The organism is Prosthecobacter sp. (assembly GCF_046154365.1).
In the GTDB taxonomy this organism is placed as follows: Bacteria; Verrucomicrobiota; Verrucomicrobiia; order Verrucomicrobiales; family Verrucomicrobiaceae; genus Prosthecobacter.
On the sequence record NZ_JBJXFV010000129.1, the window covers coordinates 1 to 21933 of the forward strand.

Consider the following 21933-nt stretch of genomic DNA (forward strand, 5'->3'; position numbering starts at 1 on the left):
ATGTGGAGGTTGGGAGTCAGCCATGCAGCGAGCGCCGTTCCATTGCCAGAGCGGCAGGCGAAATAAAGCCGCTTTTTGACAAAAACTTCTGGCATGCCGGGTGCCTTGCTTTCATATGACGGTTTGAACTGTTCAGTTTCTAACGCATGACGTCATCCACCATCGGTATCATCGGCCTTGGCTATGTGGGGCTGCCTTTGAGCCTCCAATTCGCCCGGACAGGCAGCGTGGTGCTGGGATTTGACATAGATGCCGCCAAGACCGATGCGCTGACGGCTGGGGAGAGCTACATCCTGCACATTTCCGCCGAGGCTGTGAAAGCACAGCGCGATGCGGGGCGCTTGTCCGCCACCACCGACTTTTCCCGCGTGCGCGAGTGCGAGGCGGTCATCATCTGTGTGCCGACGCCGCTGGCGAAACAGCGTGAGCCGGATCTGACGTATGTTCTGAATACCGGACGTGCCATTGCGCCGCATTTGCAGCGTGGGCAGCTCGTGGTTCTGGAGTCCACGACTTATCCCGGCACCACGGACACGGAATTGCGCGAGGTGCTTGAAGCCGGTTCCGGCCTTAAAGCGGGCGCAGATTTCCACCTCGCCTTCTCCCCGGAGCGTGAAGACCCCGGCAATCCGCAGAGTGATGTGGCGGTGATCCCGAAGATCGTCGGCGGTCTCACGGCGGAGTGTCAGCAGCACGCGCTGGCCGTCTATGGCCGTGCGATCAAGACGCTGGTGCCGGTGGAGTCCTGCCGGGTGGCCGAGGCGGTGAAATTGACCGAAAACATCTTCCGCGCGGTGAACATCGCCATGGTGAATGAACTCAAGGTCGTCTATGCGGCGATGGGCATCGACATCTGGGATGTGATCGACGCCGCGAAGACGAAACCATTTGGTTTCATGCCGTTTTATCCCGGACCTGGCCTCGGCGGGCACTGCATCCCGATCGATCCGTTTTATCTGACCTGGAAGGCACGCGAATACGGTCAGGAGACGCGGTTCATCGAGCTGGCAGGCGAAGTGAACACCGCCATGCCGGCCTATGTGATCCAGCGTGTGGGAGAAGCGCTCGCCACCACCCAGCAGACCATCAGTGGCAGCCGCATTTTGATGATCGGCATCGCCTACAAGGCCAACGTCGATGACGACCGCGAAAGCCCGGCCTATGTGCTATGGGAGATGCTGGAGCAAGCCGGGGCGCAGGTGGATTACCACGATCCGCATGTGCCGGTGATCCGCCCTTCGCGCGAGCATGCGCACTTCGCGGGGCGTAAGAGTGTGACACTCGGGGCAGACATGTTGCCGGGCTATGACTTGGTGCTGGTGGCCACGAATCACCAGGCGGTGGACGCGAATCTCCTCGCGGCACATGCGCGGCTCGTGGTGGATTCACGCAACGCCCTCAGCAGGCAGATGAAAGGACAACCCAATTACTTTAAAGCATGAAAGCTCTCGTTACCGGCGGCGCAGGATTCATTGGTTCCCACATCACGGAGGAATTGTGCCGTCGCGGAGCATCCGTGGTCGTGTTGGACAATCTGAGCCTGGGCAAGGCTGACAACCTCGCTTGGAAAAAGTCGGGAGATGAGGTTGAACTCGTCGAGGGTGACATCCGCGACACCGCGCTGCTGGCAAAGATCATGCCCGGCATCGAATGGGTGTTCCACCAGGGAGCGCTGCCATCCGTGCCACGCTCCGTCAGCGCCCCGCAGGAGACCAACGCTCACAATTTGGAGGGCACGCTCAATGTGCTCGTCGCCGCGCGAGATGCGGGCGTGAAACGACTGATGTTCGCGTCTTCCTCGTCGATCTACGGCAACGCCGACGCTCCCGCGAAGCATGAAAGCCTGCCACCGCAGCCGCTCTCACCGTATGGGCTGCAAAAATATGGCGGCGAGCGGTACGCTCAGCTTTTCCATCAGTTGTACGGCTTTGAGACCATCTCGCTGCGCTACTTCAACGTGTTCGGTCCGCGGCAGGCGTTTGATTCGCCGTACTCCGGCGTGATCGCGAAATTTTGCACCTGCATGTTGGCCGGCGAGGCGCCGGTGATTTTTGGCGACGGCAGCCAAGCACGTGATTTCACCTTCGTGGACAATGCCGTGGCCGCCAACCTCTGCGCTGCCGAAGCGCCGGCGGAAAAAGCGGCCGGCAAGTTCTTCAACGTGGCCTGCGGCGACTCCATCGACCTGCTGCGCCTGGTGAAAGACCTCAACCAGCTTACCGGCCAGCAACTCCAGCCGCGCTTTGAACCACGTCGCACGGGCGACATCCTACACTCCTTGGCGGACATCAGCGCGGCACGCGAGTGCCTGGGCTATGAGATCCAGGTGTCATGGGAGGAAGGTCTGCGCAGAACGTTGGAGTATTATCGTCAGCAGGGCTAACAGGGCGTTTTCATTCTCTGGGGTTGATAATTTTAAGCGGCATAGCTGTGCCTGGCGCGTGGCTGAGGCGTTTGATTTGGTGGCTGGTGCGCATGGCTTTGGGCTGCACCTTGCCGCTGCGGTGCAGGCAGAGGGCAAGTTGCCTCAGACTGGCGAGGATGTGCGCGCGTCCGTGATGCTTCATGCACTGGTGATCCTCCCGCCAAAGCGTGTCGCGCTGGCGATGGCTGCCGTTTTCAATGGTCCAGTGCCCACGCGCTAGCGCGCCGAAGCGCTGCGCTCCGGTCGCATCGGCTTCCAGGCTGCTGATCCAGTCGCGCCGTTGCGGCTCTCGCCCGTCCTCCTCCAGCGATTCGGTGAGCGTGCGCACGATGCTTTGAGCACAAAGTACCCCAACCAAGTTTTAAAGCCTTCCAGCGCGAAGCGTGAAACTCCCTGCAAAAAAGCCCGTCCGAGCGTTTAATGCTCCATGTTCAAGGTTCCCTTTCTGCGCTATCGCTTCCCTGCCCATGACCGCCACTGCTCCTAGCTTCAAAATCGGCAACGAAAAACTCATCAAGGTGCTGCCCAACGCCGCGAACCGCCTCCTCGGCCTGCTCAAGAAGCAGGGCCGGGCCGAAAACGGTGCCCTACGTGTCGCCGTCGTCGGCGGCGGCTGCTCCGGCCTGCAGTACAAGATGGATCTCGTCGATGGCCCCGCCAACCGCGACATCATGGTCACTTCCAGCGACGTGCGCGTCGTCATCGACCCGAAAAGCGCCCTGTTCGTCTCCGGCTCCGAGCTGGATTACAGCGACGATATGCAGAGCGGCGGCTTCAAGGTGAAAAACCCCAACGCCGTCGTCACCTGCTCGTGCGGCGAAAGCTTTGCCGCCTGATCGCCGATGCCGAACGCCTTCGCCCTCCTCGGCCTGCCGCGTGCTGCCGCCCTCGACCTCGAAGCTTTGCAGCAGGCCTACCGTGACGCCAGCCGCAGCGCCCATCCCGACCAGCCCGGCGGTGCCACCGCCCGTGCCGCCGAGATCAACGCCGCCTACGAGACGCTGCAAACGCCCGAGAAACGTCTCAAGCACCTGCTCGACCTCCATCAAGTCCCCTGGCGCGCCGTGCCCATCGACGACGCCATGATGGCGCTCTTCAGCCAGCTCGGCCCGACGCTGCAAAACGTCGCCGCCTTTCTCAAACGCCGGCAGGCCGCTACCTCCGCGCTCGCCAAAGCCTTGCTCGCTCCCGAAGAGATGCGTTTGCGTGAGCAGCTCGAGGCCCTCGGCATCACGCTCGATGCCGAACGCAGCGCCCTGCTCGAAGATCTGCCCACCTTCGATTCTCGCCTCACATCCAGCGACGCCACCGCTCTCGCCGATTTGCAAACCTTGCAGGCCCGCCTCGCCTACCACGGCAAATGGCAGGCCCAGGTACGCGAGGCGTTGCTGAACTTGATGTGATCCGGAGGTTGGCTTACGCCGTGACCTTCACAGGAGAAAACGGAGACAACAAAGCCCCAGCGAGCATTCAGCATCCAACTCAAGTACGCACCCGCAGCGGCGGCCAGATGGGTGAAAGTGCGCAATCAGCCTCAGCCGTAACCATGCAGTAGGAAGCTAAAACGACGCTGGCTTGGGCAACGCAAACCCGACATCGAGTTCCTTGATCACGCATTCGCAGCCAGCTTTCTTATTATAGTCACGCCAGAGCGCGATGGGCGTGTGCGCTGCGCCCTGGTTGGTCGCCAGCGCTTGGAACAGGTAGCCGGGCACTTCCAGCAGCACTTTGCCTCCGGGGCGCTGCTTCTCTTTGACCTCGTGGCGCATGACCACCAGCCGCCGCGCCTTGGCCCAGCCAGCCTCTTGATGCCAAAACTCCGCCACGCTGGTGCCGCGCACTTCGGTCTGGCTCCAGCACGAGGCCAAGTTTTAAAGCCTCCCAGCGCGAAGCGTGAAAACGCCCTGGAGTTGATGGAGCTAACGCATCATTGCGATTGCCCATTTTTCAAACCCACGCTACAACCACCGCATGCCGTCCATTCATTGACGGTGAACCCAACAACACCATCTGACTATGAAAGCCCAAGACGCCAAGAAGGAGCAAAAGAAAGCGCCGCAGAAGACCATGAAGGAAAAGAAGCTCGCGAAGCAGGAGAAGAAGGCCAAACGCGGTTAGCCGCACCAGCTTTGATGGCCGGTTTGTTCGGCCATTGGATTCATCAGCACAGCCTGCCCGGCTGTGCTGTTTTCGTTGGGGGATCAGGCGCTTTTCGGTCTGGCATGGCAGGCCCAGAGCAGGGCGGCACCAAAGCCGAGGCATGTCACCACATCCATCACGGCGCACCATCTGGGCATGCCGGTATGGATGTTGATGTATGCGTAGATGGGTGCCGCTGCGAGCATAAGCCACGCGGAAAAAACAATCATGGGCCGGTAACGTACGACATCGCCCGCCATCATCCACATCAGCAGCCCCGTGATGATGTACACGAATGAACCGCCGGAGCCAAGATAGCGCAGCAGCACGGAGTCGGGCAGCTTGCCCAAGCCGAGGAACCAGTTCAGTTTTCCCAGCACATACTCCGGTGCGAACACCGCACCGAGAGTCAGCAGGGACATGAGGCAGGCGGCTCTGAGAATCAGAGATTGGAGGCGTGGATGACCAAGGGATGGGTTCATGGAGTTATGGGTTGGTGGTTGTGAGTGATGCTGGGAACGGGCAGGCCGCTGGGCACCCGTTTCGGCACGGATTTGTCGTAGTCGTCGCTGTTCAGGGTTTCGAGGAAGGCTTTCAGCGGCGCGTGATCCTCGGGCAGCATGTTCATCTTCCGCAGCAGTGGATCGAGCGGCGGGAGAGAGGTGTCGCCACCGTCGAAGGTTTCGGCGGCTTGATCCATGAGGCGGTCGTAGAAGAGCAGGACTTCATCGAGCGTGAGCGTGCCGCCGTGGTGCATGTAGGGCGCGGTGTGCTGCAAATTACGCAGCGTGGGCGTGCGGAACTCGTGGCGCTGTGTGGCGGAGTCGGTGAGGCCGATGGCGTGGAGCTTGAAATCGGCGAGCATGGGGCCGTTGTGGCAGAGGGCGCAACCTGCGCGCTGAAATACCGCCATGCCGTGCTGTTGTTCGGAGTTCATCGCGGTTTTGTCGCCGCGCATGAAGCGGTCGAAGGGGGAATTGGGCGTGATGAGCGTGCGCTCATACGCGGCGATGGCCTGAGAGACGCGTTCGGGAGTGATTTCGGCTTCGAAGAGCTTCACATATTCCGGGATGGCTTTCAGACGTGAAACCATCGCGGGAACGGCCTCGGCTTCGCTGCACCCATCACCGCGCATTTCTTCACGCTGGCGAATCGGGGCCAAAGACTGTGCTTCGAGGCTTTGTACACGATTGTCCCAGAACATCGGCGATTTGGCAGGATCGAACGGCTTGTCGGACTCAATGCCGTTGAAGGCGACGTTGAGGATGGATGGCGTGTTGCGTGTCAGCGGGAGGAACTCGGCACCTTTGACGAGTTTGCGCTCAGGTCCGAGGCCACTGGCATGCACGCCGAGTGGTGTGGGACGTGCATCTGCCCAGCCGTGCTGCGGATGATGGCAGGTTGCACACGCGACATCGCGGGTGGCGGAGAGAATCGGATCAAAGAACAGCAGGCGGCCGAGTTCGTTCTTGGCAGGCGTGTCGGTGGGCAGTGCGGCGGAGCGAGGCAGCGCTTCGATCTTCGTGTTCGGCAACGGTTCAGCCGCCGCAGCCGCCAGGATCACGACGAGAGTGGTGAACATGCGTTTTCAACGAACGTTGGCGGCGGGTTCATCCAAGGGGCGGTCGGCGTGGCGCAGAAATGCCTGAAGATCCTGTTCGGCTTGTTGCGTGCGCGGATGAGTGGCTGCGCGATAGGTTTTGAGGCGAAACTCCAGGAACTGGCGCTGCCACGGCGGGTTGGGTTCAAACATGGCGAGCACTTCGAGTTGATGCTCGGACGAGAGCAGCGGGATGATTTCGACCAGCGTGTTCATGCGGGTCGGATCGGCGAGACCACCGGGAAACGGGAGACGCAGCACTTCCATGAATGGTGCAGCGAGGTCGTGATTGGTTGCCACCAGTGGCGGAACGAGCGACAGGGCCGTTTGAACGGCGGGCAGGCGCACCCAGACTTGTTGACGCAATGCTTTGAAGCCGTCGAGCAAGTGAGCTGTGGCATCGTCGTATGATTCGTGGCGGAAGGCGGACAGCGCGGCCGCGAATTGAGCATCGGCGGGCCAGTCAGCGCGGACGGCGGCGAGAAGCGGCGGCATGGCTTCCGCTGTGCCGGCTTGGGCGGTGGATTCCAGCAGCATCAACTGCTCAAACGGACTGGATGGATTGCCGGTCCATGAAGCGAGGACGCTTTCATGATTTCCTCTGGCAAACGCCACGAGCGCTTCGGCACGACGTTGGTCATCGCCTTCGAGTGCGGATGGGATCGAGAATGTGGCGCCATCGGCGGCCAGCATGCGCAGTCGCTCGTAGATGAGTCGAGTTCGATCAATCTGAGCAGCGAGGTGCGCCGGAACATCGGCCTCCGCTGCGATGGCCATGGAGAGCACCTGGGTGGTTTCGAATTGATTGTCTTTGGAGAGGGCGCGGGCAAAACCGTACTCCAGCAGGTTGCGATCATCGGTGTTGATGTGCGCTGGGGTTGTTTGCAGCAGGCTGCGGGCAAAGACAGGCGAGGCGAGATGATGTGCGAGCACGCCTTCGACGGAACGCGTGAGCCAGACGCGTTGGAGCGCTTCGGCATACGGCGGTTGAGTGATGCGGGTGCGGAGTTGCTCCAACGTGTATGCGGGTGGCGACTGATGACCGATGAACAGCAGGTCGTTGGGGCCGGAGATCCAGGTTTCCACATGGGGAAACACGGCGGTGAGCGTGGCATAGACCTGGCGGATGGCGTGCGCATCGACTTCATAGCCCTGCACCCATTGCGCGAAGAGTCCGCCATCTTTGAGCCGCGCTTTGGCCGCTGCATAGAACTCCTGCGTGAACAAGGTGGACACACCGGCACGATAGGGATTGGAAGGCTCGGAGATAATCAGATCGTAGCTGTTACCGGCGGCGAGCAAGGCTTCGCGTGCATCTCCGGCGATGAGATGCACGTTCGACTTGGTCAGCACATTCCGGTTCACTGGGGCGAAGTGATCACGGGCGAGGATGGACATGCCAGTCTCCAGTTCCACCACATCCACGCGCTCCATGCCCGGCACGTCTGCGGCCCAGCCGGCGGTGGTTCCTGTGCCCAGACCGACGATGAAGGCGTTCTGCGGTTTGGGGTGCAACATCGCGGGCACGAGGCCCTGCATCACCTGAGTGTCAGCATCGCCAAAGGCCGAGCCGTCGGATTTGCCGTTCACGTAGAGGCAGTAACCGTCATCGCTGGCGACAGCGGCCACGCTGGCTTCACGTCCTTCAAATTCATGCGCGATTTTCCAGCGGCTGGCATTCAACCAACCGCGCAGGCCATTGATGGAAGTCGGCAGCGCTTCGACACGGCCATAGCCGATGGGTTTGTGCCGCCAGGCGGCGGTAGGGCCTGTTGGGGCGAGGATGAGATAAGCGGAACCGAGCCATAGCAGGATGATCCCGGGCCAGACGCGGCGTGCGGTTGATCGCGCACCCAGCACTGCTGCGCTCAGACTGAGCAGCAGCGTCAACAGCATCACCCAACGCCACGCACCGGGTGCGGTGAGCCAGGGCAGCAGAAGAAAGCCCCCGGCCAATGACCCGGTGATGGCACCGACGGTGTTCGCGGCATACGCGTAACCGACATGACGCCCCGCATTGCGATTCCCACTGCCCAGCAAGCCGACGAGCAATGGAAACTGCACGCCTGCGAGAATGGACGGCCCCAGCACGAGCAGGCTGGAGATCAACGTCCAGCCAACGACTTGACCAGGCAAACCGAGGGCACGCAGTTGATTCACATCAACGGCGAAGACGGCGATGCGATCTCCCAGCGCCCATGGCACTGCCAGGAACAGCGCCTGCCATGCCGCGACGCGGGCCAGTGCCGCGAGCGTCACGGCACCTGCGCGTGAAGCCCAGAGCATGCGATATAGCAATCCACCGAGTCCGATGCCTGTGAGCGCGAGCGCGAGGATCAAACCGAAGCCATACACGGAACTGCCGAGCAACGGCGCCAGGAGACGAAACCAGACTAGTTCACTGAGGAAAAACGTGAAGCCGGTGATGCCGGCGGCGAGATAGATGAAGCGCGTTCTCAGGCTGCTCGATGCCGTTGACGGCGATGGTGCAGGTTTCAAAGGCTCCACCGGCGATGCATCACGCGCCACCCACCACGCGGCCGCACCGATGAGAAGATTCACCACGGCGGCGGTCATGACGGTGATGCGAATGCCCCAGTGCTCCAGCAGCCAGAACGTGCTCAGTAACACGCCCACGAGTGCTCCAAGTGTGTTCACGCCATACAGCACGCCGAGATTGCCGCGTTGCTGGTCTTGATCTGTCTCCACCCATTTGAAAGCTGCTGGCAGACTGCCGCCCATGAGTAGGCATGGCGGTGCCAGCACGATGGTGGCGAGCAAGAGTTGCAGCAGCGTGGCGGTGACCTGACCCAGCGCGGCGATGCCGCCCGTGCTCAGATACAGCGAACGCACCAGCCAGAGCAGCAGCGGTGTCAGCAGTGCCGCAACACCGACCCCCAGTTCGATAAACGCATAGAGTCGCAGGGGATTGTTGGACGTTTCCGCTCTGCGGCCAAACAAAGCACTGCCAGCGCCCATCGCGCCCATGAAGATCGCCAGCACCGCAGCGGTGGCAGGCGTGGCACCGCCGAAGACGAGGCGAAACTCCCGCAGCCAAGCCATCTGATACACGAGAGCGCAGGCTCCTGACAAAGCCAGAAGCGTGGCGAGGAATGGGAGGCGTGCAGATGAAGGGAACGTCATGGTTGTCGCATCAAGACGCATGAAGGATGCAGTGTCCAGCCGCTAAACCCGCAGATCGGAGTTGCCGCTGAGAGGTAGAGGAGCAGAGGCGGCAGAGTTTTGAATCAACCACAGAGGTCACAGAGAGACACGGAGAATGACCAAAATCATTGCCATGAAACCTCTGTGCTTCTCTGTGATCTCTGTGGTGAAACCGCCATGTTCTCACTCTGCCATCTTTGCCTCGTTGCCCCTCTGCGGCTAATCTGAGTAGTACAGGGGCGCACCCTCATCCAACCGGCGTCGCCCAATGTTCGCGATACTCGCGTTTGAGCAGCTTGGAGGTGTCGGCGTTGCCGATGAATTGCTCTTTCGCCGGATCAAACACGAGCGCCTGCCGAGTTCGTGCGGCGATGTTGCCGAGGTGGCAGAGGGCGGTGGAGAGATGGTTGATGGTGATGTCGGCGTTGAGTTTCGCGCCGGTGCGGATGGCATCGAAGAAGTTCGCGTGATGCGCGGCGAGGTCGGGGCCGGAGGTGGGTTTGATGTCCTCGATGAGCTTGTTGTTGCGGCCGTAAATCTGCCAGCTTCCTTTCTGCTTGCCGCCGATGACCATTCCCTCCGTGCCATACCAGGCGCAGCCGTTTTCGTGGCCTTCTTGCACATAAGGCGACCAATCACGCTGCTCGTAGATGAGCTGCTTGGTTTTGCCCGCAATGTCGTATTCAAAGCCGCAGTACAGCGTGTCGGGCCACTCTTGATCGTCGTCGAAGAAGAGCTTGCTGCCCTGGCCGATGATGCGGTCGGGATGCTGCTCCACACCGAGGCCCCAGCGGGCGATGTCGATGTCATGCACGCCGTCGTTGCCGAAATCGCCCGCGCCGAAATGATGAAACCAGCGCCAGTGCGCCGGATGATAGGTGCGCTTGAACGGCACCTTCGGCACCGGGCCGAGCCAGAGTTCGTAATGCAGTTCGGCGGGTGGTTCGGTGGCCGGTTGGTGGCCGTGATTCTTGCGGAGCTGGCTGTTCCAGGCCTTCGCCACCAAAACATCGCCGATGATGCCGCTGCGCAGCTTCTCGATGATCTGGCTGATGCTGGCCGTGCTGCGGCTTTGCGTGCCGACTTGCATGCAGACCTTGTTTTTCGCCGCCGCTTCGATCATGAGCCGGCCTTCACGCAGATTGTGCGAGCAGGGCTTCTCCACATACACATGCTTGCCTGAATTGGCCGCGAGGATCGCGCCCGGCGCGTGCCAGTGATCCGGTGTCGCCATCAGCACGGCCTGCACGGCCTTGTCATCAAACACTTGGCGCATGTCGCTGGCGATCTTCGGTGTCTGGCCGGTCAGTTCCTGAATCGTCTTCGCAGCCGCCGCCGCCCGCTTCGCGTCCGCATCACACACCCAGGAGAAGATCACATCCTTGCGCTGGCACATCGACTTGACGTGATTGCTGCCCATGCCGCCGGGGCCGATGAAAGCGAGGTTGATCTTATCTGCGGTGGCGGCCTTGAGGATGGCGGGAGCAGCAAACGTGGCCAAAGCAGAGCTGCGGACGAACTGACGACGAGTGGACGTGTTCATGGTGGTGGATTGGTTGTGCCGAAACTCAAACGCATCGAAAATGCTCCACCATGCGAATGATTGAAACTCTTCGGTTGGCAGCCGGGCTGCCGGAAAACTTGCGCCGCATCCGCGCTTCGGCAGTTTAGCGGGGTGGACGACCTTGATCTCTCATCGCAGCCGAATGACGCCTACTTCAAGCAGGTGTTCTCCGATCCGCAGCGTGCGGCGTTGTTTTTCCAAAGTCATCTCGACGCCGGATTGGTGGCGCTGATCGACTGGTCTTCACTGAAGCTGGAGCCGGGATCATTCATAAAGCAGACGCTGCAACAGACACACTCTGACCTGCTCTTCACCGCGCGGCTCGGTGAACGTGAAGTGAAGCTATATCTCTTGTTCGAGCACCAGACCACCGTCGATGCTGAGATGCCGTTGCGTGTGCTCGGCTATATGCTGGAGATCATGCAGGCGAATCACAAACGCCACGGTCTGCCGCTGCCGCCCGTGCTGGCCTTCGTGTTGCATCAGGGGCCGGAGCGCTGGAAGGTTTCGCCTTGTTTTGAAGACCTGTTTGAGCTGTCCGATGCGCAAGCTGCCGCGCTGCTGCCCTACCTGCCGAAGTTTCGCCATGCGCTGCTCGATCTCACGCAGCTCGATCCTGATCGTGACGAAGATCACGCGCAGTTGCGTGTGGTGCTGCAATTGATGAAGCTCGCGCGGCAGAAACGTCTCGCGGAGTTCCTGGTCTGGATCGCCGCTGAAATGCAGCGGCAAGGTTGGAGCGTGCCGGAGCCGCTCCTGCTGCTGAGCTATCTCTACGCGATGCACACAGACACGACGATTGACGAAGAGCAGATCGCCCATAGCTTGGAACAACATCCGCACCTCAAGGAGAACATCATGTCACTCGCCGAAAGACTTATCGCCCGTGGAGAAGCCCGTGGAGAAGCCCGTGGAGAATTGCGCGGCAAGGTTCGTCTGCTCGAACAGCTTCTTGGCAAACCCGCAATGCTGGATGATACCTTGCGCGCCCTGAGCCTCGAAGACCTTCAGCAGCGATTCACGGCGCTGGAGCAGGAATACAAAGCCCGTTTCAAGCAGGGCTGAGGCGGCAAGGCTTGCAAGGCTCCAGCGACCAGACCGCTCACTTTTTCCCCGCCTGCGCATCGAGTTCGGCCCACACATGTTCTCCGGCTTCAAATCGCGATGGATGATATTTTGTGCATGCGCGAAGGCCAGCGCGTCGCAGACCTTGCGGAAAATGGTGAGCAGACGGTCGAGGGTGAACTCCCGCAGGTTCTCGGGATGCTCGCGGCGCAGTTCGTCGATGATGTGCTGAAGCGTGCGGCCCTTGACCAACTTCATGGTGTAATAAAGCTGGACCTCGGAATCGAGGCCGAGATCGTGAATGGGAACGATGTTGGGGTGTTCCAGCCGGCCAAGCACCGCCGCTTCTTGTGCTGCTTTTGCTCCTCGCTGCATGCGGCTTCCGACAGCATGACCTTCACCGCGATCTTGCGGCCCAGTTTGCAGTCATCGGCTTCCAGGATCGCGCCCATGCCGCCCTGCGCGATGCGACGGCCAAACACAAACGGCACCGGCGCGGCTGGATTCGCGCCGGAAGGGTATGTCACCGTCTGCGTCGGCGATGTCGCTGACTTGGCGACGATGAGCGTCGCAAAATCGTCCGCGCTTTCAGCGGGCGGTGCTGTGGGAAGATCGTCCGACGTGGACATGCGGGAGCATGCTGAGACATGCGGCGCTGGATTGCAACCGCTCTGGGGGGAGTGCGGGGTTAAGGGTTAGGAGTTATGGGTTATGGGTTACGAAGAACTCGATCCATAACCCTTAACGCATCACCTCTAACTCTTAACCTTTTTCTCCTCACGCCGCCTTCACTGCTGCCACGATCTTCTGCGCGGCGTCGGTCAAATCGGCAGCGCTGGTGATCTTGAGGCCGCTGGCGGCGAGAGTCGCTTTGCCGGCTTCGACGTTGTTGCCTTCGAGGCGGACGACGAGCGGGATGTTCAGGGACACTTCTTTCGCGGCGGCGATGATGCCGTTGGCAATGATGTCGCAGTCCATGATGCCGCCGAAGATGTTGACGAGGATGCCTTCGACCTTGGGATCGCCGAGGATGATCTTGAAGGCTGCGGTGACTTGTTCTTTCGTCGCGCCGCCGCCGACGTCGAGGAAGTTGGCGGGTTCGCCGCCGTGGAACTTGATGATGTCCATCGTGGACATGGCGAGGCCGGCGCCGTTGACGAGGCAGGCGATGTTGCCGTCGAGACCGATGTAGTTGAGGCCGAACTCGCTCGCGGCGACTTCGCGCGGGTCTTCTTCGGTGGTGTCACGCATCGCGGTGACATCTTTTTGACGGTAGAGCGCGTTGTCGTCGAAGTTGAACTTCGCATCGAGCGCCACGACCTGATTGTCGGTGGTGATGGCGAGCGGATTGATCTCCACGAGGGAGCAGTCGGCCTTGAGGTAAAGATTCCACAGCGCGGTGAAGAGTTTCACGGCCTGGTTCATCAACGGACCGCGCAAACCGAGCGAGGCGGCGATCTTGCGGCACTGGTAGGGCTGCAGGCCGATGGTGGGACTCACAAACTCCTTGCTGATCTTCTCGGGAGTCTTCTCGGCGACTTCTTCGATGTTCATGCCGCCTTCGGTGGAGGCGATGATGGCGTGGGTGCTGGTGCCGCGATCAAACAGGATGGCAAAGTAGTATTCCTTGGTGATGTCCACGGCCTTGGCGATGAGCACCTTGCTCACCAGCTTGCCTTCGGGGCCGGTCTGGTGCGTGACGAGCGTCTGGCCGAGCATCTTGCCCGCGATGTCCTGTGCTTCCTCGGGCGTGTTGACGAGATGTACGCCGCCTTTGAAACCGTTCTTGAAGGTGCCTTTGCCACGACCACCCGCATGCACCTGGGCTTTGACCACGAGTCCGCCGCCGCCGATCTCACGCGCGGCCACGCCTGCTTCCTCCGCCGTGCTGGCGACGATGCCTTTGGGGCTGGCGACGCCAAATTTTTCAAACAGTTGCTTGGCTTGATACTCGTGGATGTTCATGGCGGGAAAATGGGGAGCGCGATAGTAGAAGTGCCGTCCAAAGCGTCAAGGCGCATTCCCGCTTGCGGCGAGAATGCCGCGCTTGCCGTGCGGAATGGGCTGGGGCATAGCACGCGCATGCGAATTGATGTGGTGACGCTGTTCCCGGAGCTGGTCTCGGTGCCGATGGGCCTGAGCATGATGGGACGTGCGCAGGGAAAAGGCATCCTAGACCTGCGCGTGCATGATCTGCGCGAGCAGGGGGTGGGAAAGCATCGCCAGGTGGACGACACGCCGTATGGCGGCGGGCAGGGGATGGTGATTCGCCCCGAGCCGGTGTTTGAAACGCTGGACCGCCTCGACACGCCGGAGGCGCGGGTCATTTACCTGTCACCGGCCGGAAAACGCTTCGATCAGGCCACGGCACGCCGACTCTCAGCAGAACCGCATTTGATCTTCCTCTCCGGCCACTACGAAGGCATCGACCATCGCATCATTGAGCATTGGGTCGATGAGGAGATCAGTCTCGGTGATTACGTGCTGACCAACGGTGCCATTGCTGCTGTCGTCGTCATGGATGCCATCGTGCGCCTGCTCCCCGGCGTGCTGGGGGATGAGATGAGCGCGGTGGAGGAAAGCTTCGGGGCCAGCGGCCTGCTGGAAGCGCCGCAATACACCAAACCAGCGGAATATCGCGGCCTGACGGTGCCCGAGATGCTGCTGAGCGGCAATCACGCGAAGATCGCCGAGTGGCGGGCCCAGCAGGCGGTGGAACGCACGCGGGCGAACCGCCCGGATCTGCTGTGAAATGAGATGCGTGTGACGATGACATTTCGTTTGACGATCTCCCGCGCTGCGAGCTAAATAGCGCCGCGCGGCCCGACCGGTCTAGCGCAACGGAGAGATGGCTGAGTGGTCGAAAGCACATCTTTGCTAAAGATGCGTAGCCTTAACAGCTACCGAGGGTTCGAATCCCTCTCTCTCCGCCAGTTTTTCCCCATGGTGAAGGATTTTATGGGAATCACGCCGTGTTGGTGACAACAGACTACAGTAATCAGGCTTTCTCTACCAGAGCAGCGCCGTGATCAGGAAGCAGTCTATGAAAGCATTTCCAACCACCCTTGCACTCGCGGTGATACTGCTGGCTGCGCGAACCGGCAGCACAGTTGCTGCAAATTCAGACGGGCTTGATCGCATCGTTGCTCTGGTTCGAGCGGTTGTAAGCAACGCAAACTTTCCTCAGGGCCAGTTCCCTGACTCTGCTGTTGACGGATCTCTTGCTCAAATAAAAGAGTTCCAGGAACTTAGAGATTTGCTGCCAACACTAAAATCTCACCCTCGCACTTGGTGGGCTGGCGTGGCACATACACCAGACGAGCTAACTGTATTCCTTCACGCTCTCGAAGGAATATCGGCTGACGCATATATCGAAGTTGGTCACGCGGCTTTGGCCGATCTTCCTGCCGATATAAATGGACGAAGTGTTTTCGAGATTGGCTTTTTTATGCCGAGCACACGCAAGCAGTGGGTTTTCACCTCGAACTACCGTAGCCCGAAAGTCCGTGCCCTTCTCAATGAATATAAGAAACAGTTCGATGGTGATCGAAACACCTCGAATTGGATCACCGATGTCCTGTCAGGGAAGCTTGCTGTGAGAGACGCAATACTTCGGGAAGAATCTGAATTTCTGCGGCAGCAACCGATTGATCGCCCGAGTGATTTGCCGCCTGATGCCCGCTTTGAATTTATCCGGTGGTCACTGATGGCCGCGTTGTTCGTCGCGGCAATCGCCTTGGCCTGTATGGTGCTCAAGAACCGCAAGTCATCGGCCAGCAAACGTCATGTGAGCGAGCCATGATGGCACCAATGGTCAGAACCGGTCTGCTGTTTCGTAAAGCTCGCCGTCCCCCCAAGGTGCTCTTGCGGCTTGCGTCGCCGTTGGTTACTTCACCGGCTTCGGCTTGAACACGCCGTCGCCGACGATTTGGAGCAAAGCGCTGCGGGTCATGTAGAAGATGTCGGGGTCGCCTTTGATCTGGCCGAAGTAGAAGGCGGTTTCGGCGTTGGGCTGGGTGGGGGAGAAGATGATCTCCACCTCGCGCACGGGGCCGTCGGTGCGGCCGGGTTCGCCAAGGACGACCTGGATGGTGAGGAAGGGGGTTTTTAAGGCTTCGAGGGCGTCGCTGCGGTCGGCGGCCCAGTCCTGCACGGTGAAGCGGGCGAGGTTACCGGCGAGTTGGTCGGCTTTCACGCGGTCGATCTCTGCGGTGACATCACGACCGCCACGTGTGGCTTTCCACTGGGCGGTGACGGGGTTGTAGTCGAGGATGACCGGCGCATTGGAGCCGAGCGACATGGTGATGCGACGGAGAGCGAAGGTGGTGAAGCGTAGGGCACCGAGGCCTTTCCATTTGATGCCGTCGGTGGCCAGGGAGGGCAGCAGGGAGGCGTCGATGCGGTAGATGAAGGGTTCGCTGTCGTATTTGGCGAAGAACTGGGTGTTCTCGGCATTGTGGCCGAACATGAGCTTCACGGGTTTCTCACGCGAGGGGGTCCAGGTGATGGTCTGGAACGGATCATCGAGGCCGTAGGGCATGAGATCAGCGGCGGTGTCGGCGGTGAACTGCATGATCTCGTGCGTGTTGAGCGCGTTGAGGCAGCGGGCGACGCGTTCGCCATTGGCGGCGTCCCATTTGCCATGGCGCTGGAGGTACCAGGAGCCGCCTTCGTTGCGCAGACTGATCTCCGGGTGCGTCTTGCTGGTGAGGGTGATGAAATCGAGCTTCTCTCCGTCGATTTGTGCGAGCAGATGGTCGCGCAGGGCATTGGGGCTGACCCAGAGGCTGGCGAGGTTTTTGGCAGCGACGGTGAAGGCTGATTTGCGATACGCCGTGGTGGCGGTGGTGACGGCTTGTTTTTCGTCGGCGGGTTTCTTCAAGCTGAACTCGTAGGACTTGCCGCGGGTCTTGGATTCGATGGTGACTTTGATCTCATCCGCCGGGGTGGTTTGTGCATCCCCTTTGGCCGTGCTGCCATTGGCCGCCGTGCTGACATCTTTGGCCTCGGTGATTTCGATGTTGAGGAGGGTGGAGAGCAGTTCGGTGATGCGTTCCTTGCTACCGCGGGTTTTGAGCGGCTTGTCGAGCAGCCAGGGCGCGTGCTCGTTCTCGCGGGAGAGGACGATCTGGCCGGAGGCCTGGGTCAAAGTGATGCTGGTGATGACTTCAGCGGGCAGGCGCAGCAGCTTGGGATCACGCCAGGAGGCGGCGGGAATTTGCAGGACGACGGGGGCTTCGCTTTTGGCGAGATACCAGGCGGTGCCCGGCATTTTGGCGTCGGGGATGCCGATGTAAACGCTGTTCTCGATGACGGCGGGCGCGCCGAACCAGCATTCATGCACCACGTTTGTGCCGGCAAGGAGACGTACCTTGTAGCGCGGTTTGTCGAGGCCGGTCTTCTGCCACTCGTTGTCATCAAACTCCTCGTGGTGGATGCGCTCGATCCATTCGACGCCGTCGAGGGTAAGAATGAGCGCGGCGACTTTTTGCGGATCGGCCAGATCGTTGAACGGTGCCTCCATGCGCCAGGAATTGCCTTCGCGCACCAGGGTGAGCGGGGTGTTTTCGGCGGTGAGCACCTCGACGCGGGTGACCTTGTCTTTTTCAAAACGGGCGGGGCCGCGTTTGATCTCACGCAGCTCTTGGGCGGAGGGAAAATAGCGCTCGATGCCGAGGATGATCGCACCCAGGGCGGTGACGAGCAGGAACAAGAGTAGGGTGGTGCGTGCGCTCATGCGTTAATATCAATTCATCCGGCCCGTCGGCTGGCCCAGACCATGAAGCCGAGCCCCAGCACGATGCCCGGCAGAGTGATGGAGGTGACCCAGAAAATTAGCTCATGCTGCCTGCTGGAGAGCTGGATGCGGTAGGAGCGTTTGGGCTTGGCGGTGATGCCGATGTTGCTCTCACGGTTCATCAGCCAGTTCAGCCCGGCGGCGACGAAGTCGCGGTTCACGGCGAGCATGGTCTGCTTGTCGAGCAGGGTGGAGTTGGACACCACCACCATGCGCGAGCTGTCGGCACGCTGGCTTTCATCATGTACGGCGCCACGTTCAATGCTGGCGGCGAGATAGATCGGCGGCAGCGTGTCTTCTTCATCGACGACTGGCAGTTCTTCCAGGAACTGCCGTTCCCCCCAGAAGCGCGGTGAGGCACGGATGAGCGGCTGCACGTTGATCGACTGCTCTTTGAGCGCGGTGTCCTGGTCACGCAGTTCGAGGGATTCCGACTGGCCGGACAGCGTCATGGCGGACGAGGCCAGATGGCGGATGAAAGGCACATCTTCCATGAACTCGGCGAGCACGGTAAACTCTTTCCGTGCGCCGGTGCTGGTGCTTTCAGCCGTGAGGACACGGTCGCCGCGCGGACGCACGCCGTTGGCGTTGAGGAAGGCGCTGAGACGCGCGGTTTCGCCGCCGGGGTCGAGCATGATGAAGACGCCCGCCCGCTTGCTCTTCCAGTAATCGTCCAGCATTTTGATCTCACGCTCGGACAAGTCGTAGCGTGCGCCCAGAATGAGCAGGCCGTCGGCATCCGTCGGGATGTTGCTGATTTCGGAGAGGTTGGCCTGGACGACTTCAAAGTTCTGCTGCTTGCCGAGGTCGAGGGCGGCGTTGTACGCATCGCTCAAGGCGGCGTCGGAGCGGCTGCCCTTGCCGACCACGTAGTAGAAACGCTTCACGCGGCCTTCGACGACGGAGATGATGGCGGAACTGATGGCATCTTCGCCGCGGAACTCGATGATTTGCTTGTTCGTGCTGGTGCCGGACTCGCGGATGACCAACTCCTCCTCGGTGATGAAACGCTTGTTCACGCCGCAACGCACGAGGACGCCGCTTTGGGCGAGGGAGAGGCCGGTGTCGGCCTTGAGCTGTTCAGCGCGCTCGATGTCGCGCACCGGGTCGATGGAGCGCACCTTGACGCGCTTTCTGCCATGCAGGTGGTATTCCTCCAGCAGGGACTGCACCTCGCCGTACACTTTCGAATCACGACCAAAGACGATGTAGATCTGCACATCACGCGACAGGCTGTTCAGGGTGTTCAGCGTGGCCTGGCTCAGGGTGTAGTCCTGGCTGGGGCTGAAGTCCCAGCGCCAGTAGTGATAGTAGTTGAGGCGGTTGATGCCGGCGAACAGCGCCAGCGCCAGAAAAATCTGTACGGCAACGTTCAGGCCGATGCCGGAGCGCTTTGGCATGGCGAGCGGCGGCGTGTGCGCGGCGGGCGGTGGTTTCTGGGCGGAATCCGGCATGGTGGTGGATCAATCGGCGGTCATGGCCGCCAGCGGCGGAACTCGACGACGTGATGCGTGAAGGTGAGGAACAGCAGCGACATGCTGAGGTAATAGATCAGCGGCCGGCTGTCGATCAGCCCGGCGGTGAAGATGCGGATGTGCTCCGTGGCGGCGAAGTAGTTCACGATGTCCACGATGGTGTCGGAAATCTTCCGGCCCACCACCATGATGAAGATGCCCAGCAGGAAATGCATCAGGCTCAAGGTGAAGGAAATGATCGCGGCGACGATCTGATTCGCCGTCAACGACGAGGCAAAGCAGCCGACGGCGAGGTTGAACATACCCATCACCACGAGGATGAGGTACGCGCCCTGCATCGCCCCGGCAGGCAGTTCCACCTCCCCGGCGGTGATCCAGTGCGCAAACTTGAAATTGAACAGGCTCGGCAGCCACAGCACGCAGTACACGATGACGGCGGCGAGATACTTCGAGCCGACCACCTGCCACGCCCGCACCGGCGCGGTGAACAGCGTTTCCAGCGTGCCCATCTTCTTTTCCTCGGCAAACAGGCGCATCGTCAGCAGCGGGAAGATGAAGAAGTAGGACAGCCAGAACCACATCGCGTGGAAGCTCCAGCTCACGATGGAGCCCTCGCTCGGGGCGCTTTCCAGCACGGACAGCGCAGCGCGGAAGGCGAAGCCGTTCAGCACCATCACCAGCGCCAGCACCACGTAGGCGACGGGGGAGACAAAGAAGGCGTGCAGCTCTTTCTTGAGCAGAATCCAGAAGATCCTCATAGGACGTGGGTGGGGATGTCGGCGGGGATGCCGGCGTTCAGAGACAGCTCGACGAAGACATCCTCCAGGGTGGGAAGCTGGCGGTGCATCTCGCGGATGCGCCATTTTTTCAGCATGGCGAGCTCCAGCACTGCATCGCGGACGTCATGGTCCGGCTCCACGCGCAGCGTGAACTTGCGCCAGGGATGCACCAGGAGCTTTTCCTCCGTGGTTTTGCGCACGCCGGCAATGGCGGTGAGCCTTTCCGCCAGATTGCCCGGACCGTCGAGTTCCAGATGCAGCAGCGTCGTGGAGCGCAGTTGGCGCGTCAGGTTCTGCGGCGTGTCATTGGCACGGATGCGGCCCTGGTGGATCATGATCACGCGGTCGCAGGTCTGCTCCACCTCATGCAGGATGTGGGTGGACAGCAGCACCGTGTGCTTCGTCTTCAAACTGCGCAGCAGATCACGCACATGGCGGATCTGCACCGGATCGAGGCCGTTGGTCGGCTCGTCGAGGATCAGCAGCTTCGGTTTATGCACCAGCGCGTCGGCCAGCGCCACACGCTGGCGGTAGCCCTTGGACAGATTACCGATCAAACGCTTCCGCATTTCGGTCACACCGGTCAGCTCCATCACCTCGCCCACACGGTGGCGCATCGCATCACCGGAGAGCCCCTTCAGCTCCGCCCGGAAGCGCAGGTACTCCTTCACCCGCATGTCCGCGTACAGCGGGGCCATCTCCGGCATGTAACCCACCGACTGCCGCACCTGGATCGACTGCTGAAACACATCAAAGCCCGCCACCTGCACCCGGCCCGAGGTGGCCGGCATGTAGCCGCTGAGAATCCGCATCGTCGTCGATTTTCCCGCCCCGTTCGGCCCCAGAAAGCCCACGATCTCCCCTGGCTCCACCTGGAAGGAGATGTTATTCACCGCAGTGCGACCGGCATACTGCTTGGTGAGTTCCTGAACATCAATCATGACGGGGGCGAAGAGGGGCGGCGGGTTGAGAGGGCGGAAATTAAAGCCTATGGCCGTCGGAAAGACAATTCGCAATCCTCCATTCGCAAAATTGAGGGCAGGGACGCCCCCATGGACGTTTTGCGTGGTTGCAGACGGCTCGCCGTGCCGCCGCCCTCACTCCGCCTTCAGCAGCGGCCACAGCGGCGTCTGCTGCTGCAGGAAGGTCACGGCCTGCTCGTCGTCGGAGGTGACCACTGCGCAGTAGAACTCCAGGTGCCGGGGCGTGAGCTTTTGCGCCATCAGGCAGAAGTCGTTGTAGAACACGTTGTCCTCATGGCGCAGCCACAGGATCACCCGCAGGTCATTGCCCGGCACCGCGCCTGTCTGCGCGTCCGCCTGATGAAACACATACACGCCGATGGGCACGCGCCGCCGCGCACAGAAGACGCGGATCGCCTGCCGCAGCTTCAGCGGCACCTTGGCCTCCGGCACCGCGACGAGCGTCACCTGCGTCTTCTCCCCGCTGCCGGACTGCGGGTGCTCGCCGGTGAATTCTCCTGCCACCAGCGAGGCCACCGCCTGCGGCTGCAGCCGGATCGTGCCGCCGCCCGCCGCCATCACCCGCACCGTCGTCTGCTGGTCATTGAGGAATCTCATCAGCACATCCGCCGGCATCGCGCAGATCATCGGCTTCGGGCCCCCGGCCTTGCGGACGTTGCGCATCTCAAAGTCGGCAGCGGCCTGGCTGGTAAACACCGCCGCGAAGGGCCCGTCCGCATCGCCATAGGTACACCAGACGAAGCCCTGATCCGTCGTCCGCGTGTGCTCCCCCACCAGCTCCGGGTGGTAGGGCACGTAGATGAACAGCTCCGACTTCATCAGCAGCCGGAACATCCGCCCCTGGAGCGCCGGATCTTCCGCCGCCTGCTTGATCAAACGTTCCAGCTCATTCTGCGGCTCCGGCTCGGGCCGCCAGTCTTCGGTGGGGGAGTGGGACATGA

At 61.0% G+C, this 21933-nt stretch carries 20 protein-coding genes, 1 tRNA gene and 1 pseudogene; 8 read left to right on the forward strand and 14 right to left on the reverse strand.

Going from position 1 to position 21933, the window contains the following annotated elements:
- Positions 1-146 precede the first annotated feature (146 nt).
- Positions 147-1442 (forward strand): nucleotide sugar dehydrogenase, encoded by a 1296-nt coding sequence (locus tag ACKVY0_RS16760; protein ID WP_409215975.1) that lies wholly within the window; start codon positions 147-149, stop codon positions 1440-1442.
- Positions 1439-2383, forward strand: coding sequence for an NAD-dependent epimerase/dehydratase family protein (locus tag ACKVY0_RS16765; protein ID WP_409215976.1), 945 nt, complete (start codon positions 1439-1441; stop codon positions 2381-2383). The genes ACKVY0_RS16760 and ACKVY0_RS16765 overlap by 4 nt, the downstream gene beginning before the upstream one ends.
- Before the next feature lie 10 nt (positions 2384-2393).
- On the opposite strand, the gene ACKVY0_RS16770 is transcribed toward ACKVY0_RS16765, so the two are convergent.
- Entirely contained in the window at positions 2394-2753 is a 360-nt protein-coding gene (locus ACKVY0_RS16770) for a hypothetical protein (RefSeq protein ID WP_409215977.1), read from the reverse strand.
- 139 nt (positions 2754-2892) lie between these two features.
- Here ACKVY0_RS16770 and ACKVY0_RS16775 point away from each other — a divergent pair, with 139 nt between their 5' ends.
- Entirely contained in the window at positions 2893-3261 is a 369-nt protein-coding gene (locus tag ACKVY0_RS16775; RefSeq protein WP_409215978.1) for a HesB/IscA family protein, read from the forward strand.
- Between the two features lie 6 nt (positions 3262-3267).
- Complete coding sequence (locus tag ACKVY0_RS16780; RefSeq protein ID WP_409215979.1) at positions 3268-3828, forward strand: J domain-containing protein; 561 nt, start codon at positions 3268-3270, stop codon at positions 3826-3828.
- 156 nt (positions 3829-3984) lie between these two features.
- Here the strand turns inward: ACKVY0_RS16780 and ACKVY0_RS16785 are convergent, their stop codons facing one another.
- The 5 genes from ACKVY0_RS16785 to ACKVY0_RS16805 form a co-directional block, all read right to left on the reverse strand.
- A complete protein-coding gene (locus tag ACKVY0_RS16785) occupies positions 3985-4293 on the reverse strand; it encodes a hypothetical protein (RefSeq protein WP_409215980.1) in 309 nt (102 codons plus the stop codon).
- Positions 4294-4626: 333 nt separating this feature from the next.
- A complete protein-coding gene (locus ACKVY0_RS16790; RefSeq protein ID WP_409215981.1) occupies positions 4627-5046 on the reverse strand; it encodes a hypothetical protein in 420 nt (139 codons plus the stop codon).
- Positions 5043-6146, reverse strand: coding sequence for a cytochrome-c peroxidase (locus ACKVY0_RS16795; RefSeq protein WP_409215982.1), 1104 nt, complete (start codon positions 6144-6146; stop codon positions 5043-5045). The genes ACKVY0_RS16790 and ACKVY0_RS16795 overlap by 4 nt, the downstream gene beginning before the upstream one ends.
- Positions 6147-6152: 6 nt before the next feature.
- Positions 6153-9308: a fused MFS/spermidine synthase gene (locus ACKVY0_RS16800; RefSeq protein ID WP_409215983.1), complete on the reverse strand. Its 3156-nt coding sequence runs from the start codon at positions 9306-9308 to the stop codon at positions 6153-6155.
- Positions 9309-9576: 268 nt separating this feature from the next.
- The gene (locus tag ACKVY0_RS16805) at positions 9577-10872 is read right to left on the reverse strand and encodes a Gfo/Idh/MocA family protein (RefSeq protein WP_409215984.1); all 1296 of its coding nucleotides are present in this window, start codon (positions 10870-10872) and stop codon (positions 9577-9579) included.
- Positions 10873-11004: 132 nt separating this feature from the next.
- On the opposite strand from ACKVY0_RS16805, the gene ACKVY0_RS16810 reads away from it, so the two are divergent.
- Complete coding sequence (locus ACKVY0_RS16810) at positions 11005-11958, forward strand: Rpn family recombination-promoting nuclease/putative transposase (protein WP_409215985.1); 954 nt, start codon at positions 11005-11007, stop codon at positions 11956-11958.
- A 135-nt stretch (positions 11959-12093) separates the two neighbouring features.
- Here ACKVY0_RS16810 and ACKVY0_RS16815 read toward each other — a convergent pair.
- The 3 genes and pseudogenes from ACKVY0_RS16815 to sucC all read right to left on the reverse strand — a co-directional run.
- Positions 12094-12297, reverse strand: a pseudogene (locus ACKVY0_RS16815) (serine/threonine protein kinase); the annotation flags it as partial.
- On the reverse strand, positions 12213-12587 hold the full coding sequence (locus tag ACKVY0_RS16820; RefSeq protein WP_409215986.1) for a hypothetical protein: 375 nt from the start codon (positions 12585-12587) through the stop codon (positions 12213-12215). The gene ACKVY0_RS16820 and the pseudogene ACKVY0_RS16815, both read right to left, overlap by 85 nt.
- Positions 12588-12735: 148 nt before the next feature.
- The gene (sucC, locus tag ACKVY0_RS16825) at positions 12736-13923 is read right to left on the reverse strand and encodes an ADP-forming succinate--CoA ligase subunit beta (RefSeq protein WP_409215987.1); all 1188 of its coding nucleotides are present in this window, start codon (positions 13921-13923) and stop codon (positions 12736-12738) included.
- A 117-nt stretch (positions 13924-14040) separates the two neighbouring features.
- Between sucC and trmD the strand changes: the two genes are divergently transcribed.
- The 3 genes from trmD (at position 14041) to ACKVY0_RS16840 (ending at position 15760) form a co-directional block, all read left to right on the forward strand.
- On the forward strand, positions 14041-14709 hold the full coding sequence (gene trmD, locus ACKVY0_RS16830; RefSeq protein WP_409215988.1) for a tRNA (guanosine(37)-N1)-methyltransferase TrmD: 669 nt from the start codon (positions 14041-14043) through the stop codon (positions 14707-14709).
- Positions 14710-14800: 91 nt separating this feature from the next.
- Positions 14801-14891 (forward strand) — tRNA-Ser (locus ACKVY0_RS16835).
- A gap of 110 nt (positions 14892-15001) precedes the next feature.
- Positions 15002-15760 carry a hypothetical protein gene (locus tag ACKVY0_RS16840; RefSeq protein WP_409215989.1) on the forward strand — a complete coding sequence of 253 codons (759 nt, stop codon included), beginning with the start codon at positions 15002-15004 and terminating at the stop codon, positions 15758-15760.
- Between the two features lie 84 nt (positions 15761-15844).
- On the opposite strand, the gene ACKVY0_RS16845 is transcribed toward ACKVY0_RS16840, so the two are convergent.
- The 5 genes from ACKVY0_RS16845 to ACKVY0_RS16865 form a co-directional block, all read right to left on the reverse strand.
- Positions 15845-17695 carry a DUF4340 domain-containing protein gene (locus tag ACKVY0_RS16845; RefSeq protein WP_409215990.1) on the reverse strand — a complete coding sequence of 617 codons (1851 nt, stop codon included), beginning with the start codon at positions 17693-17695 and terminating at the stop codon, positions 15845-15847.
- A 14-nt stretch (positions 17696-17709) separates the two neighbouring features.
- Positions 17710-19209, reverse strand: a complete 1500-nt coding sequence (locus ACKVY0_RS16850) for a Gldg family protein (protein ID WP_409215991.1) — start codon at positions 19207-19209, stop codon at positions 17710-17712.
- A 20-nt stretch (positions 19210-19229) separates the two neighbouring features.
- Positions 19230-19988 carry an ABC transporter permease gene (locus tag ACKVY0_RS16855; protein ID WP_409215992.1) on the reverse strand — a complete coding sequence of 253 codons (759 nt, stop codon included), beginning with the start codon at positions 19986-19988 and terminating at the stop codon, positions 19230-19232.
- Positions 19985-20950, reverse strand: a complete 966-nt coding sequence (locus ACKVY0_RS16860) for an ATP-binding cassette domain-containing protein (RefSeq protein WP_409215993.1) — start codon at positions 20948-20950, stop codon at positions 19985-19987. The genes ACKVY0_RS16855 and ACKVY0_RS16860 overlap by 4 nt, the downstream gene beginning before the upstream one ends.
- 156 nt (positions 20951-21106) lie before the next feature.
- Positions 21107-21931: an SseB family protein gene (locus ACKVY0_RS16865; RefSeq protein WP_409215994.1), complete on the reverse strand. Its 825-nt coding sequence runs from the start codon at positions 21929-21931 to the stop codon at positions 21107-21109.
- Positions 21932-21933 lie beyond the last annotated feature (2 nt).